At 72.7% G+C, this 14,946-nt stretch carries 9 protein-coding genes; 6 read left to right on the top strand and 3 right to left on the bottom strand.

Annotation, left to right across the window (positions count from 1 at the left end):
• The first annotated feature begins 34 nt into the window (after nucleotides 1-34).
• From COUCH_RS07405 to COUCH_RS07395, 3 genes are read left to right on the top strand one after another with little or no spacing between them, the layout of a single operon-like run.
• The gene (locus COUCH_RS07405) at nucleotides 35-808 is read left to right on the top strand and encodes a hypothetical protein (RefSeq protein ID WP_249611348.1); all 774 of its coding nucleotides are present in this window, start codon (nucleotides 35-37) and stop codon (nucleotides 806-808) included.
• Complete coding sequence (locus COUCH_RS07400) at nucleotides 805-1,230, top strand: thiol-disulfide oxidoreductase DCC family protein (RefSeq protein WP_249611347.1); 426 nt, start codon at nucleotides 805-807, stop codon at nucleotides 1,228-1,230. Before COUCH_RS07405 ends, COUCH_RS07400 begins: the two co-directional genes overlap by 4 nt.
• Nucleotides 1,211-2,134: a TetR family transcriptional regulator gene (locus COUCH_RS07395; protein WP_249611346.1), complete on the top strand. Its 924-nt coding sequence runs from the start codon at nucleotides 1,211-1,213 to the stop codon at nucleotides 2,132-2,134. The genes COUCH_RS07400 and COUCH_RS07395 overlap by 20 nt, the downstream gene beginning before the upstream one ends.
• A gap of 464 nt (nucleotides 2,135-2,598) precedes the next feature.
• Here COUCH_RS07395 and COUCH_RS07390 read toward each other — a convergent pair whose 3' ends face one another.
• Nucleotides 2,599-4,728: a heavy metal translocating P-type ATPase gene (locus COUCH_RS07390; RefSeq protein ID WP_249611345.1), complete on the bottom strand. Its 2,130-nt coding sequence runs from the start codon at nucleotides 4,726-4,728 to the stop codon at nucleotides 2,599-2,601.
• A 50-nt stretch (nucleotides 4,729-4,778) separates the two neighbouring features.
• Between COUCH_RS07390 and COUCH_RS07385 the strand changes: the two genes are divergently transcribed.
• Nucleotides 4,779-5,930 (top strand): MFS transporter, encoded by a 1,152-nt coding sequence (locus tag COUCH_RS07385; protein ID WP_249611344.1) that lies wholly within the window; start codon nucleotides 4,779-4,781, stop codon nucleotides 5,928-5,930.
• On the opposite strand, the gene COUCH_RS07380 is transcribed toward COUCH_RS07385, so the two are convergent.
• Nucleotides 5,866-6,489, bottom strand: a complete 624-nt coding sequence (locus tag COUCH_RS07380) for a TetR/AcrR family transcriptional regulator C-terminal domain-containing protein (protein ID WP_249611343.1) — start codon at nucleotides 6,487-6,489, stop codon at nucleotides 5,866-5,868. The genes COUCH_RS07385 and COUCH_RS07380 overlap by 65 nt on opposite strands.
• A 53-nt stretch (nucleotides 6,490-6,542) precedes the next feature.
• On the opposite strand from COUCH_RS07380, the gene COUCH_RS07375 reads away from it, so the two are divergent.
• Nucleotides 6,543-7,325, top strand: coding sequence for an alpha/beta fold hydrolase (locus COUCH_RS07375; protein WP_249611342.1), 783 nt, complete (start codon nucleotides 6,543-6,545; stop codon nucleotides 7,323-7,325).
• 23 nt (nucleotides 7,326-7,348) lie between these two features.
• Here COUCH_RS07375 and COUCH_RS07370 read toward each other — a convergent pair whose 3' ends face one another.
• The gene (locus COUCH_RS07370; RefSeq protein WP_249611341.1) at nucleotides 7,349-12,322 is read right to left on the bottom strand and encodes an NAD-glutamate dehydrogenase; all 4,974 of its coding nucleotides are present in this window, start codon (nucleotides 12,320-12,322) and stop codon (nucleotides 7,349-7,351) included.
• Nucleotides 12,323-12,536: 214 nt separating this feature from the next.
• Between COUCH_RS07370 and COUCH_RS07365 the strand changes: the two genes are divergently transcribed.
• Nucleotides 12,537-14,462, top strand: coding sequence for a penicillin-binding transpeptidase domain-containing protein (locus COUCH_RS07365; RefSeq protein ID WP_249611340.1), 1,926 nt, complete (start codon nucleotides 12,537-12,539; stop codon nucleotides 14,460-14,462).
• The last annotated feature ends 484 nt before the right edge of the window (nucleotides 14,463-14,946 follow it).

Genomic DNA, 14,946 nt, shown 5'->3' with positions numbered 1-14,946 from the left:
CACTGTTGAACACGTTCAAAGAAGGGTGCGGCTCGTGGACCACAAAGTGTGGATGTACCTGGTCTACCTGGCGACCAGCGTCGGGCTCACCATCTGGGTCGCGACGACCCTCTCCCGCAACGGCCTCGTCTTTCTCGAGGACGTCTTCGCCGACAGCCGGCTCGCCAAGGCGGTCAACCACCTGCTCGTGATGGGCTTCTACCTGCTCAACCTCGGCTATGTCGCGGTGGCGATGCGCTCCGGCGCCCGCATCCCGGACGCCGCCCGGGCGCTGGAGACGCTGTCGTACAAGATCGGCTTCGTGCTGCTCGTCCTGGGCGTGCTGCACGTGCTCAACGTCTTCTTCCTCAACCGCTACCGGCGCGGGCGGCTCCGCCAGCAGCAGACGATGCCGCCGCTGCCGCCGGCCGGACGGCTGCCGATGGGCCCGGGCGGCGGACCGCTCTTCCCGCCGGGCGGACCGGCCGGACCGTATGGACCGGGCGCGCCGAGCGGACCGGGCACGGCTGCCGGACCGGCCGGACCGTATGGACCCGGTGCGCCCGGCGGACCGGGCACGGCTGGCGGACCGGGCACGGCTGGCGGACCGGGCACGGCTGGCGGACCGGGCACGGCTGGCGGACCGGCGAGTGGACCGGGCGCCGCGAGTGGACCGGGAGCGACGGGCGGACCCGGCACGGCGGGTGGGCCGGGAGCAGCGGGCGCGCCGGGTGGGGCCGGCGGTCGGGGGGCCGCCGGGGCGGGTGCGGGCGGCGGGATGGCGTGGCCCGGGCAGGGCATGCCGGTTCCGCCGCCCGCGCCGGCGTGAGCGTGGAGATCGATCCGGCCGGGTTCGGGGCCGGCCGGATCGGTGCCCTCACCGTGCTCTACGACGAGGGATGCCCGCTCTGCCGTACGGCTCGCCGGTGGCTCGCGGGGCGGGCTCAGCTCGTACCGCTGGAGTTCGTGCCGGCCGGGTCGCCGCAGGCCCGGCAGCGCTTCCCGGGGCTCGACCCGGCCGCGACGTTGCGGGATCTGACGGTCATCGCCGACAACGGCCTGGTGTACGTCTCCGACGGCGCGTGGCTGGCCTGTCTGTGGGCGCTCGCGGACTACCGGGGGCTGGCGGAGCGGCTGAGCACCCCGGCCCTGCTGCCCACGGCGCGGCAGGTCATCGCGGCGGCGGCCGCCGTGCGGCAGGCGACGCGTCCGGACGACTACGGTGACGGGTGTGACGACCGCTGCCGCTGACTCCGCCGCCGACGACCCCGGCGCCGGCACCCCGCGCCGCGCCGCCGGTGAGGTGCCCGGCGCGGCGGAGGCGACGGCCCCGGAGCCGGCAGAGGCGACGGCCCCGGACCCGGGAAAGGTCGACCCGGCCTCCGAAAAGGGGGGCCACCCGTCGGGAAAGGCGCGACAGGGCGGGCCGGCCGGCGGGCGCGCCCCGGGAGGCGCGGACAGGACCGGCGAGATCGCGGGACCCGCGGACAAGCCGCGGCGGGCGCGGGGAGAGCAGACCCGGCAGCTGATCCTCGAGACGGCGCTGCGGTTGTTCCGGGAGCGCGGCTACGCCGAGACCACCATGCGGGCCATCGCCAAGGAGGCCGGCGTCGCGGTCGGGAACGCGTACTACTACTTCGACTCGAAGGAACACCTGATCCAGGGGTTCTACGACCAGAACCAGGCCGCGCACCGGGTCGCCGCCGCGGCGGTGCTGAGCGCCGAGAAGGACTTCGCCGCCCGGCTGCGCGGGGTTCTGCACGCCGGGATCGACGTGAACGAGCCTTACCACTCGTTCGCGGCCACGTTCTTCAAGACGGCCGCCGAGCCGTCGTCGCCGCTGAGCCCGTTCTCGAGCGAGTCGTCGCCCGCCCGGGAGGCCGCCATCGCGCTGTTCCGGGAGGTGGTGGAGGGGTCGTCCGCGAAGATCGATCCGGAGCTGCGCCGGGAGCTGCCCGAGCTGCTGTGGCTGGCCTGGATGGGCGTCGTGCTCTTCTGGGTGTACGACCGCTCCCCCGCCCAGCGGCGCACCCGGCGGCTGATCGACGGGGCGGTGCCACTCGTGGACCGGCTCGTGGGGCTGTCCCGGCTGCGGGTGCTGCGGCCCGCGCTGCGCCAGGTCCTCGCGCTGATCGATTCGATCCGCCGCGACTGATCACCTTGGGTAGTCGCACCGCTCTTACTCAATGTGATCGGCTGATCGCCACCGTGGGTGCGCACCGGAACCTTCCGTACCGATAGTGCGTCGTTGGGCGAGTCTGTCGCCCAAAGACGTCCGCCCGAACGGTCATTTTCCGTACGCAACGCTTCCGTCGTGCGGTGATCACCACTTAGCGTCATGTCCGCAGGTGGGTCTGGGGATGCCGCCGCGGAACTTCGGACTTCGGGACCAGTCCGAATTTCTCCGCTGCGGCCCTGGTGGGCCGGGCGCCTCGCCGGTTTCGGGAGCAACCGACGGGAACAAGCGCCCGGCTCACACTGCCCGCTCCGTCGCCCCGCCCAAGCGCGCGGCCGGCCAGGAGCGAGCCGCGGCCCGCCGGGCCGCCCACCACCGGGGGTCACGCGCCGCGAGAGCCGCGCCGCCAGGGCCACGCGCCGCCAGGGCCGCGCACCGCCGGTTCAGGCCGCCGGGCCGAAGCGGCGCAGCCGGAGGCTGTTCGCCACCACGAACACCGAGCTCAACGCCATCGCCGCGCCCGCGATCATCGGGTTGAGCAGGCCCGCGGCCGCGAGCGGCAGCGCCGCCACGTTGTAGGCGAACGCCCAGAACAGGTTCCCGCGGATGATGTGCATGGTGCGGCGGGCCAGCCGTACGGCGTCGACCGCGGCGGTCAGATCGTCGCGCATGAGGGTCAGATCCGAGGCCTCGATCGCCACGTCCGTGCCCGCGCCCATCGCCACGCCGAGATCCGCCTGGGCGAGCGCGGCCGCGTCGTTCACGCCGTCGCCGACCATCGCGACCGAGCGGCCCTCGGCCTGCAGGTTCTTGACCACGTCGACCTTGCCGGCGGGCAGCACGCCGGACACCACCTCGGTGATGCCGACCTCGGCCGCGACCCGTTCCGCCACCGGCTGCGCGTCGCCGGTGACCAGCACCGGGGTCAGGCCGAGCCGGCGCAGGCGGGCGATGGCGGTCGCGCTGCTCGGGCGTACGGCATCCGTCAGGGCCAGGCGGCCGCGGACCGTGCCGTCGACGCGGACCTCGACCCACGTCCTGGCGGTGTCGCCGGTGCCGCGCGCGACCTCGACCTCAGCGCCCTCCACCCGGCCGCGGACGCCCACGCCCGCCGTGGCCCTGAAGTCCTCGACCTCGGGCAGCGGACCGTGCTCGGCCGCGGCCCGGGCGATGGCCCGGCCCAGCGGGTGCTCGGAGGCCGCCTCGACCGCGCCGGCGAGCCGGAGCAGGGCGGCCGGGTCCTCGCCGGGCTCGGGGGCGACCTGCTCGAGGGTCATCACGCCGGTGGTCACCGTGCCGGTCTTGTCCAGCAGGATCGTGTCGATGCGGCGGGTGGACTCGAGCGCCTCCACGCCGCGGATGAGGATGCCCAGCTGGGCGCCGCGGCCGGTGCCGACCAGCAGGGCCGTCGGCGTGGCCAGGCCGAGGGCGCACGGGCAGGCGATGATCAGTACGGCCACAGCCGCCGTGAACGCCGCCGTCGCGCCCCGCCCGGTGCCGAGCCAGAACCCGAGCGTCGCGAGGGACAGGGTGATCACGACCGGCACGAAGACGCCGGAGATCCGGTCGGCGAGGCGTTGGACCGCGGCCTTGCCGTCCTGCGCCTCCTCGACCAGCCGGGCCATCTGCGCGAGCTGGGTGTCGGCGCCGACCCGGGTCGCGCGCACGACGAGCCGGCCGCCCGCGTTGACGGTGCCGCCGGTGACGGTGTCGCCGGTGGTCACCTCGACCGGTACGGACTCCCCGGTGATCAGGCTCTGGTCGAGCGCGGAGGCCCCGTCGGCCACCACGCCGTCGGTGGCGACCTTCTCGCCCGGCCGTACGAGGAAGAGGTCTCCCGCCTTGAGCTGCTCGATCGGGATCTCGCGGCCGTCCTGGAGGGTGACCGTACGGGCGCCGAGCTCGAGCAGCGACCGCAGCGCATCGCCGGCGCGCCGCTTCGCCCGGGCCTCCGCGTAGCGCCCGGCCAGCAGGAACGTGGTCACGCCCGCGGCCGCCTCGAGATAGATGGCGTCGCCGTCGGAGCCGGCGCGCAGCTCGAAGGGGTGGGTCATCCCGGGCATGCCGGCGTCACCGAGGAACAGCGCCCACAGCGACCAGAGGAAGGCGGCGAGGGTGCCGAGGGAGACCAGCGTGTCCATGGTCGCCGCGCCGTGCCGCAGGTTCACGAACGCGGAGCGGTGGAACGGCCAGCCGCCGTAGACCACGACCGGCGCGGCGAGGGTGAGCGAGAGCCATTGCCAGTAGTCGAACTGCCAGGCGGGGACCATCGCGAGCAGCACGACCGGCACGGTGAGCGCCGCGGAGATCAGTAGCCGGGTGCGCAGCGGGTCGGCGGGCGTGGCCTCCGGCTCGGGCTCCGCCGCGGGCTCGGCGGCCGTGTATCCGGTCTTCTCCACCACCGCGATGAGGTCGGCGGCGCTGAGACCGGCCGGCACGGTGGCCCGCGCCTTCTCCGTCGCGTAGTTGACCGTGGCGGTCACGCCGTCGATCCGGTTCAGCTTCTTCTCGATCCGATTGGCGCAGGCGGCGCACGTCATGCCGCCGATCTCGAGCTCGATCTGCCGGGTCATGCCACCACCATATACCCCCAGGGGGTAGTAGGCGACTAGTGTGACGCGTCATGCAGACCCTGCGCCGCGCCCGGGCCGCCACCTCGGTGATCTTCGCCGTGCACGGGGCCGTGACCGGCACCTTCGCCGCGCGCGTGCCCTGGATCGCGGACCACGCCGGCATCGGGGCGGGCGGGCTCGGCGTCGCGCTGCTCATGCCCGGGATCGGCGCGCTGCTCGCCATGCCGCTCTCCGCCCGCCTCGCGCACCGGTACGACCTGCGCGCCCTCACCCGTACGCTGATCCTGCTGTGGTGCGCGGCGCTGATGCTGCCGTCGCTGCCCACGACCATCTACCTGCTCTGCCCGCTGCTCGTCCTCTACGGCGCCGCGGCCGGCCTCGCCGACGTGGCCATGAACGCGCAGGCAGTGATCATCGAGGAGCGGTACGGCCGCTCGGTGATGTCCAGCTTCCACGGCTTCTGGAGCGTCGGCGGCCTGGCGGGCTCCGCCGTCGCCGCCCTGGCCGCCCGGGCCGGCCTGGACGCGCGCGTGCACTTCCTCGTCACCGCGAGCGCCCTCGCCGCCCTGTCCGTGGCGGCCTCCGCCCGGCTCCTGCCGCACCGGCCCGAGCCGGAGGCCGACGCCCCACCGGCGTTCGCGCTGCCGTCCCGCGCGGTGCTGCCGATCGGGCTGGTCGCGCTCTGCGCCGTGTTCGCCGAGGGAGCGGGCCTGGACTGGTCCGCCGTGTACATCCGCGACGTGCTCGGCGGCGCGGCCAGCACGGCCGCGCTGACCGTGAGCGTGTTCTCGATCAGCATGGCCGTGGCCCGGTTCGCCGGGGACCGGGTGATCCACCGCCTGGGGCCGGTCAGCACCGTACGGCTGGCGGCCCTGTGCGCCTGCATCGGCGCGGCGACCGTCGTGCTGGGCGGTCAGGTGCTCGTCGTGGCGCTGGGCTTCGGCCTGCTCGGCGTGGGGATCGCCGTGGTGGTGCCGCTGGTCTTCGCGACGGCCGGGCGGATCGGGGACCATCCGGGGCGCAGCCTGGCGGGCGTGGCGGGCATCGCGTACGGCAGCGGCCTGGTCGCCCCGGGGATCATCGGTGGCATCGCCCACCTGTCGTCGCTGACCGTGTCGTTCGTGCTGGTGGTCGCGCTCACCGCGGTGATGGGTCTGTCCGCCCGGGTGCTGCGGCCAGCCGCGACTCCGTCCCCGCGATGAAGACGTCGAGCCCGTGCTCGAAGACCTCCTCGCCGACGGGACTGCCACCGTGCAGCGCGGCGGTGAGCGTGGGCAGACCACTGAGGTCCGGAGAGCCGGGACTCTCGATCACCGCCTGCTCCTGCAGGACGTGACCGTTGATGTAGTGGCTCAGCGTGGTGATCGTCCGTAGCGCCTGCACGGGCGTGAAGCCGAGCCGTACCATCGCCGCGAGCTCGGCCTCGAAGTGCTGCACGGCGGCACCGCCGCGACCGCCTCCCGAGACGACCCGGGCCCCGTCGCGGCTGGCCAGCACCGACTGCCGGTACGCCCGGGCACGCCGCCGGAGCCACTCCTGCCAGCTCTCCCCGTCGAGCGGCGGCCCCATTCCCGCACGCAGGATGATCTCGTTCGCCATGCCGTCGAGCAGTTCCTGCTTCGTGCGGATGTGCCAGTAGAGCGCCGGGGACTGCACGCCGAGCTCCGCCGCGAGCTTCCGCACGGTGAGCCCGTCGAGCCCGACCTCGTCCAGCAGGCGCAACGCCGTACGGATCAGCACCTCACGGGTCAGCCCCTTCACGCCCTCACCTTAGCAGTGCTAAGTTCGCCTTAGCGGCGCTAAGGAGGCTTGTCATGCGGGTGACGGCGGTGGACGGCACGGTGGCGGAAGCGGTCGACGAGGGCACCGGACGGCCGATCCTGGTCATCCACGGCGGCATGGGCGACAGTTCGGCCTGGTCACAGGTCACCGACCGCCTGCGGGACCGCTATCGCACGGTCCGGCTGCACCGGCGGCAGTACCGGCTGGATCTGCCGCGCCCCGTCACGATGGCGGCAGAGGTGAACCACGTGGCCGCTGTCGCCCGGACCCTCGACCGGCCGGTGGTCGTCGGCCACTCCTCCGGCGGCGTCCTCGCCCTGGAGGCCCTCACCGCCGACCCCGGGCTGTACGCGGGCGCGGTCCTCTACGAGCCGCCGGTGGTCATCGGCGAGCCGCTCGGCGGCGACCGCCTGGTCCCTGCACGCGCCGCCCTGGCCAAGGGCAGGCCGGGCAAGGCGCTGTCCATCTTCCTGCGGGACGTCGTGCGCATGTCCCCGGCGCAGGCCGCGGTGGCCGGCCTCATCATCGGCCGCACCGGCTACCGCGACAGGGTCGTCCGGCAGCTGGACGACAATGACGCCATCGATGCCCTCGGCGTCCGGCTCCCGGCGTACGCGAAGATCGACGTGCCGGTCCTGCTGATCGGCGGCGACCGTTCACCGAGGCACCTGGCCGAGCGACTGGACGCGCTCGAACGGACCCTCCCCCGCACGCGCCGGCTTCTGATGCACGGGCAGGGGCACGGCGCCGAGCGTGACGCGCCGCAACGGGTCGCCACGGCGATCGCCGCCTTCGTGGAGACCGGCCCCGCCTGACGGGACCGGCCTCCGGACCGGCCTCAGGCCGCCGAGGACGTCTTGACCAGCGTGCGGATCTGCCGCAACAGCACGGACAGCGCCGCCAGGTCGGCCGGGGTGTCCGAGACGTTGCCCATGGCGTTGCCCGCCCGGGCGATCGACGCCGCGTTCACGTGCTCCCACTGCGACACCCGGTCCTCCGCCGGCAGGTCCCCCGGCGTCGACTGCAGCACCTCGGCCGTCAGCCCGGCCAGCGCCGAGTACAGGTCGTAGCGCAGCGCCATGCGGGCCAGGGTCTGCCAGCGGTCGCCGCGGGGCAGGCGGGAGATGTGCGAGAGCAGGACGTCGATCTGGAAACGCTCCGAGAGGACGAAGTAGACGTCCGCCACCTCGGTGAGGTCCCGGTCGGTGGCCTTGGCGGTCTCGAGGATGTCGAGCATGCCGAAGCCGTACACGACGCGGGCCACCTGGCGGGCCAGCTCCTCCGGGATGCCCTTCTCCACCAGCATGTCGACGTGCGCCTCCTGCGAGCGGCGCTCCGTGCCGACGACGACCTGGGGCAGCTGGGCGAGCAGGGCGGTGACGCCGGGTTGCAGGCGGGCGATCTCACCGGCCACGTCCAGCGGGGAGCGGCGGTTGCTGACCAGCCAGCGCACGGCCCGGTCGAGCAGGCGGCGGGTCTCCAGGTAGACCAGCGTCTGCGCGGAGGTGGGCACCCGGTTGTCGAGCTTCTCCGCCGCCTCCCACAGCTTGCCGAGGCCGTACACGTCGCGGACCACCACGTACGCCCGGATCACGTCGGCCGCCGAGGCGCCACTCTCCTCCATGGCGCGGAAGACGAACGACGTGCCGCCGCGGTTCACCACCTCGTTGACCAGTGACGTCGAGATGATCTCCCGGCGCAGCCGGTGGCCGGCCATCCGGGCGGCGAACCGCTCGCGCAGCGGCGTCGGGAAGTAGCGGGCCAGCACGCCGGTGGTCCACTCCTCGTCCACGAGCACGTCGGCGAGGACCTGGCGTTCGAGCAGAATCTTCACGTACGCGAGCAGCACCGCGAACTCCGGCGCGGTCAACCCTTCGCCGGCCTCGTAGCGCGCCGCCAGTTCCTTGTCGGTGGGCAGCGCCTCCAGCTCGCGGTTGAGCTGGCCCGCCTGCTCCATGTCGGTGAGCATCCGGCGGTGCACCGGCAGCAGCGAGTGGGCCTGCTGCCGCGCGTTGCCGAGCGCGGTGCCCTGCTCGTAGTTGTCCCGCAGCACCAGCGCGGCGACCTCGTCGGTCATCGCGGCCAGCAGCTCGTCCCGCTCCGGCAGGGTCATCTCGCCGTCGGTCACCGCGCCGCCGAGCAGAATCTTGATGTTGACCTCGTGGTCGGAGCAGTCCACGCCGGCGGTGTTGTCGATGAAGTCGGTGAAGATGCGGCCGCCCGTACCGGTCTCCGACTCCTCGTCGCGCGGGCCGCCGCTGCGGGCGTACTCGATCCGGCCGCGCTGGGTGAGCCCCAGGTTGCCGCCCTCGCCGACCACCCGGGCGCGCAGCTCGCGGCCGTTGACCCGGATCGGGTCGTTGGCCTTGTCGCCGACGTCCGCGTGGGTCTCCGACGCCGACTTGACGTAGGTGCCGATGCCGCCGTTCCACAGCAGGTCGACCGGGGCGCGCAGGATCGCCCGCATCAGCTCCGGCGGGCTCACCGCGGCGGCGTCGCCGAGCCGCAGCGCCGCGCGGACCTGCGGCGACACCGGGATCGACTTGGCCGTCCGCGGGTACACGCCGCCGCCCTCGCTGATCAGCGCCGCGTCGTAGTCCGCCCAGGACGAGCGGGGCAGGTCGAACAGCCGGCGCCGCTCGGCGAACGACGCCGCCGCGTCCGGGTCGGGATCGAGGAAGATGTGCCGGTGGTCGAACGCGGCCACGAGCCGGATGTGCTCGCTGAGCAGCATGCCGTTGCCGAACACGTCGCCGGACATGTCGCCGATGCCGACCACGGTGAAGTCCTGCGACTGGGTGTCGACGCCCAGGTCGCGGAAGTGCTTCTTGACCGACTCCCACGCGCCACGGGCGGTGATGCCCATCTTCTTGTGGTCGTAGCCGGCCGAGCCGCCGGAGGCGAACGCGTCGCCCAGCCAGAAGTCCTTGCCGACCGAGATCTCGTTGGCGATGTCGGAGAACGTCGCGGTGCCCTTGTCGGCCGCCACCACCAGGTACGGGTCGTCGGCGTCGTGGCGCACCACGTCCACCGGCAGGATGATCTTGCCACTGTGGATGTTGTCGGTGACGTCGAGCAGCGCGCCGATGAACAGGCGGTAGCACTCCACGGCCTCGTCCCGGTCACCCGGCTTCTGCTTGAGCACGAAGCCGCCCTTCGCGCCCACCGGCACGATCACCGCGTTCTTCACCATCTGCGCCTTGACCAGGCCGAGGATCTCCGTCCGGAAGTCCTCACGCCGGTCGGACCAGCGCAGGCCGCCGCGCGCGACCGCGCCGAAGCGCAGGTGCACGCCCTCGAACCGGGGCGAGTAGACGAAGATCTCGAACTTCGGCCGCGGCTGCGGCAGGTCCGGGATCGCCTGCGGGTCCAGCTTGAACGCGACGTACGACTTGGGTCGCGCATCGGCGCCGCGCTGGAAGAAGCTGGTGCGCAGGGTCGCCTGGATGAGCGTCAGGTACGACCTCAGGATGCGGTCCTGGTCCAGGCTGTCCACGCCGTCGAGCAGCCCGGTCACCTGCTCGACCAGGTCGTCGGCCAGGCGCGCCCGCTCGTCCTCGCCGTACTCCAGCTGCGGCGAGAACCGGGTCTCGAAGAGCCGCACCAGCAGGCGGGTGATCTCCGGGTAGGCGATGAAGGTCGACTCGACGTACCGCTGGGAGAAGACGGCGCCGGTCTGCCGCTGATATTTCGCGTACGCCCGCAGCACCACGACCTGCCGCCACGTCAGCCCCGCGCGCAGCACCAGCTCGTTGAAGCCGTCCACCTCGGCCTCGTTCTGCCAGGCCGCCGCGAACGCGTTCTCCACCTGCGGGCGCACCTCGGACAGCTCCCGGTGCGCGGCCGGCGGCATCAGGCCGAAGTCGTACAGGTAGACGGTGCCGTCGGCGCGGCGGACCTCGTACGGGCGCTCGTCGACGACCTTCGCGCCCAGCGAGTGCAGCACGGGCAGGACGGCGGAGAGCATCATCGGCTCGCCGTACCGGAAGACCTTGAACCGCACGTCGTGGTCGTCGGGTTCGGCGCACCCGTCGCGGTTGAGCCGGCGCTTGCGGTACAGGTGCATCTCGAGCTGCCCGGACTCCTCCAGCAGCTCCAGCTTGGCGATGTCCTGCACCGCCTCGTACGGCGTGTGCCCGTCCTTGTAGCTGTCCGGGAAGGCTCCCGCGTACCGGTGGAACAGCTCCTTGGCCGGCTCCTCGCCGAGCTTGCGCTCGAGCACCAGGGAGAAGTCGTCGTCCCACATGCGGGTGGCGTCGGCGAGCATCTCGGCCAGCGCGTTCGGGTCCACCGCGCCGGGCGGGTCCGACGGGTCCGTCCGCACGATGAAGTGCACCCGCGCGAGCATCCGCTCGGTGACCCGGGTGGTGTAGTCGACGCCGATGCCGTTCAGCTCACGCAGCAGGATCTCCTGCATGGCCTGGCGGTTGGCGGTCGTGAAGCGGTCGCGCGGCAGGTAGATCAGGCACGAGATGAACCGGCCGTACCCGTCGCGGCGCAGGAACAGGCGCAGCTGCCGCCGCCCCGCCATGCGCAGCACGCCGATGACCGCCTCGTACAGGTCATCGGTCTTGATCTGGAAGAGCTCGTCCCGCGGGTACGTCTCGAGGATCTGCAGCAGGTCCTTGCCGGAGTGCCCGCGCGGCGACAGCCCGGAGCGGTCCAGCACCTCCATGACCTTGCGCCGCACCACCGGCAGCTCCCGCACGCTGGTGCGGTACGCGGAGCTGGAGAACAGGCCCAGGAACCGGCGCTCGCCGCACACCTCGCCGCGGTCGTTGAAGACCTTCACGCCGATGTAGTCGAGGTACGCCGAACGGTGCACGGTCGCCCGCGAGTTGGCCTTCGTGATGATCAGCAGGCGTTTCTCCAGCGCGCGCTGGCGTGCCTCCGGCGCCATCGAGGACAGCTTGCGGCTCGTGCTCTGCTCGCCGCGCAGGATGCCCAGCCCGCTGCCCGGCACGACCGCGAGCAGGTCGCCGTCGCCGCCGAGGTGGTACTCGCGGTAGCCGAGGAACGTGAAGTGGTCGTGCGCCAGCCACTTGAGCAGCTCGATCGTGTCGGTGACGTCCTTGTCCGGCACCGGCAGCTTGCGATCGGAACCCCGGGCGGCCGCCAGCTCGTCGGCGATGACCAGCGCGCGCTGGCGCATGCGGGGCCAGTCGTCGACGGCATCGCGGACGTCGGTGAGGATCCGGCGCAGCTCGTTGTGCAGGTGTTCGCGGGCCTCCGCCGTGCGCACCGGATCGATCTCGACGCGGATCCAGCTCTCCACCAGGTCGCCGTCGATCGCGTCGTCGGGCTCGACGTCCGCCTCGACCTGCGCGAGGGCGCCCAGCGGCGCACGGCGCACCACGATCAGCGGGTGGACCAGCAGGTGCACGCTCAGCTGGTACGCGGTGAGCAGCTCGACCACCGAGTCGACGAGGAACGGCATGTCGTCGGTGACGATGGAGATGACCGTGTGCGGCTGCGCCTCGGACGGGGCGCTGATGTCGAGCTTCAGCTCACCCGGCAGCCGCTCGGCGGCGAGCTCCCGGTGCCGGCGGGCGGCCTCGAACATCTCCGCCGGGGTGTAGCCGACGAGCTCCTCGTCCGGCGCGAAGCGCCAGAAACGGCCCACGAGCGCCGCGGCGCCGTGGTCGTCCCCGGCGAGCGCCACGGCGTCGGTGACGAGCCGCTCGGCGTTCGGCAACGGCTCGTCGAGTTCGTCGTCGGAGGTGCCGAGCCGGCCCGTGAGGGCTAGCCCGGGGCCCGGTTCGAAATCCAGCTCGGGACCGGAATCGGCGGCGGCCTCGTCGGCGACAGGCATGACAGACGGCTCCCCTCACCCACGGCACTGTGGGTCGACGTTTCGCAGCTCCAGCCTAGATCCTGCTCCCGGGGACCCGGGCACACCCCGGGTGCGCAGCCGAAGATCCGACAACGAATTAGACACATCTCACGCAGCGCGGGCACTCCGGACGAGCGCGGGGAGGTTACCGTTCCGTACGTTTCCTGATTCGTACCTGGGGAGGGGCAACCTCATGCACCGGACCGGACGAGCCCGTCGAGCCGTCGCCGCGCTGGCCGGGCTCGCGCTCGCCGGCTCCCTGCTGGCCGCGTGCTCGGGTTCCAGCGGGCCCGGCGACACGGTCAAGGCCTTCCTCGACGGCTGGCGCAACGGCAACCTGAGCAAGGTCGGCTTCGTCACGGCGGCGGGCGGCCGGATCTCGGCCGAGGACGTGTACGCCCGGCTCCAGGGCCTCTCGGGCGACCTGGCGAAGTCGTCCGTCCTGCTGTCGCAGCAGGGTGAGGCGAAGGAGACCGGCGACATCGCGTCGGCCCCGATCAAGGTCGACTGGACGCTGCCCGGCGGCTCCGCGTGGTCGTACCAGAGCACCGTACGGCTGACGAAGGCCAACTCCGACGGCTGGCGGGTGGTGTGGGAGCCGTCGCTCGTGCACAGCGAGCTCACCGACGGCGACCGGCTGGAGCTGCGCCGCAAGGCCGCCGACCGGGCGGACCTGCTCGGCCCCGACGGCAAGCCGCTGGTGACCAAGCGGGCGGTCGTGGTGGTCGGCATCCGGCCGGACCAGGTCGAGGACCAGGCGAAGCTCTTCAAGGAGCTCGGCACGACGCTGAAGACGGTCAAGGTCGACCTCGACACCGACGACCTGGCCACCCGGGCACGCAACTCGAAGCCCGACGCGTTCGTCGACGTGGTCACCCTGCGCCAGGCCGACTTCGCCAAGGTGAGCGCCAAGCTGAACGCGCTGAAGGGCACGCTCTTCCACGACGAGCAGCGCGAGCTCGCGCCCACCCGGCCGTTCGCCCGGGCCACGATCGGCACCGTGGACGAGGCCACCCGCGAGGACCTCGACGCCAACCCGGACACGATGGCGCAGGGCGACCAGGTCGGCCACGGCGGGCTGCAGCAGCGGTACGACGCCCAGCTGCGCGGCACGCCCGGGCAGGCGGTGGTGATCGCCCGCAAGACCCCGGACGACAAGATCGAGGATTCGCAGCTCTACAGCATCGAGCCGGTGGCCGGGAAGCCGATCAAGATCACGCTGGACACCCGTACGCAGAACGCGGCCGACGTGGCGGTCGCCGCGGAGAAGCAGCCGAGCGCGCTGGTGGCGATCCGGATCAGCGACTCGTCGGTGCTGGCGGTCGCCAACGGTCCCGACGGCGGCGGCGTGGACACCGCGCTGGCCGGCCAGGTCCCGCCCGGCTCGACCTTCAAGATGGTGTCCACACTGGGCCTGCTGGACAAGAAGGCGGTCACCCTCGACGGCGTGGTGGCCTGCCCCAAGACCAGGAAGGTCGCCGGCCGCGAGTTCAAGAACTCCCACGACATGGTCCTCGGCTCCGTACCGTTCCGGACCGACTTCGCCAAGTCGTGCAACACGGCGTTCGTCGAGCTCTCCTCGAAGCTGGGCGCCGACGGGCTCAAGGACGCCGCCACGAAGCTCGGCATCGGCGCCGAGTGGGATCTGGGCACGACGGCCTTCTCCGGCAAGCTCTCCCCCGCCGACAGCCCCACCGAACTGGCGGCGGCGACCTTCGGCCAGGGCGCCACGGCGGTGAGCCCGCTCGCGATGGCCGGCGCGACGGCGGCGGTGGCCCGCGGCCAGTTCAAGCAGCCGCAGCTCATCCTGGACCCGGCACCGTCCAAGCCGGCCCCGGAGGGCCCCAAGCTGGCCCCCGCATCGATCGAGCCACTGCACACGCTGATGCGCGAGGTGGTGACCAAGGGCACCGGCGACGACCTGCAGGACGTGCCGGGCGGCGACGTGTACGGCAAGACCGGCACCGCCGAATTCGCCGACAAGTCCGAGGAGACCCACGCCTGGTTCGTGGGCTGGCAGGGCGACGTGGCATTCGCGGTCATGGTGCAACGCGGCGGCGCGGGCGCGGAGGCGGCGGTCCCGATCGTCAAGCGCTTCCTGACGGACCTGAACCGCTGATCGCCCGGCCCACCGCTGAGCCACGGCCCAGCGCCGAACGACCGGCCCAGCGCCGGCTCAGTCGCTGAGCGACCGGCTCAACCGATGAGCGACGGCTCAGCGCCGGCTCAGTCGCTGAACGACCGGCTCAGCGGCACCGTCAGGTGATGTCGGCGGGCGCCTCGGGTCCGATCTCGAACGCGGGGCGCTGCGCCGGCAGGCTGAAATCGTCGATCTGCCGGGGTCGCAGCATGCCGGGCATGGTGGCGGGCAACGGCTCGGAGTCGAGCAGCGGCGCCTGGCCCAGCGGCCGCAGCGCCGGCTCCCCGTGCTCGTCCGCATGCTCGTCGGCCATCGCGGCCGGATGCTCGTCCGCACGCTCATGCTGCATCGCCGTCGAGGGCTCGTCCGCAAGCTCACTCGGCATCGCGTCCCAGGACTCGGCCACGTCCTCGTCCGGCATCGCGGCCAAAGACTCGTCCGGCATCGCGGCCGAGGGCTCGGC

The sequence above is a fragment of the Couchioplanes caeruleus genome, from assembly GCF_023499255.1.
Taxonomy (GTDB): Bacteria; Actinomycetota; Actinomycetes; order Mycobacteriales; family Micromonosporaceae; genus Actinoplanes; species Actinoplanes caeruleus_A.
This window is presented reverse-complemented; position numbering and strand designations above follow the sequence as displayed.

Bases quoted from the DNA above. Each gene is read 5' to 3' on its own strand.
- COUCH_RS07390 (WP_249611345.1), bottom strand. From the start codon at position 4,728: ATGACCCGGCAGATCGAGCTCGAGATCGGCGGCATGACGTGCGCCGCC.
- COUCH_RS07385 (WP_249611344.1), top strand. From the start codon at position 4,779: ATGCAGACCCTGCGCCGCGCCCGGGCCGCCACCTCGGTGATCTTCGCC.
- COUCH_RS07375 (WP_249611342.1), top strand. From the start codon at position 6,543: ATGCGGGTGACGGCGGTGGACGGCACGGTGGCGGAAGCGGTCGACGAG.
- COUCH_RS07370 (WP_249611341.1), bottom strand. From the start codon at position 12,322: ATGCCTGTCGCCGACGAGGCCGCCGCCGATTCCGGTCCCGAGCTGGAT.
- COUCH_RS07365 (WP_249611340.1), top strand. From the start codon at position 12,537: ATGCACCGGACCGGACGAGCCCGTCGAGCCGTCGCCGCGCTGGCCGGG.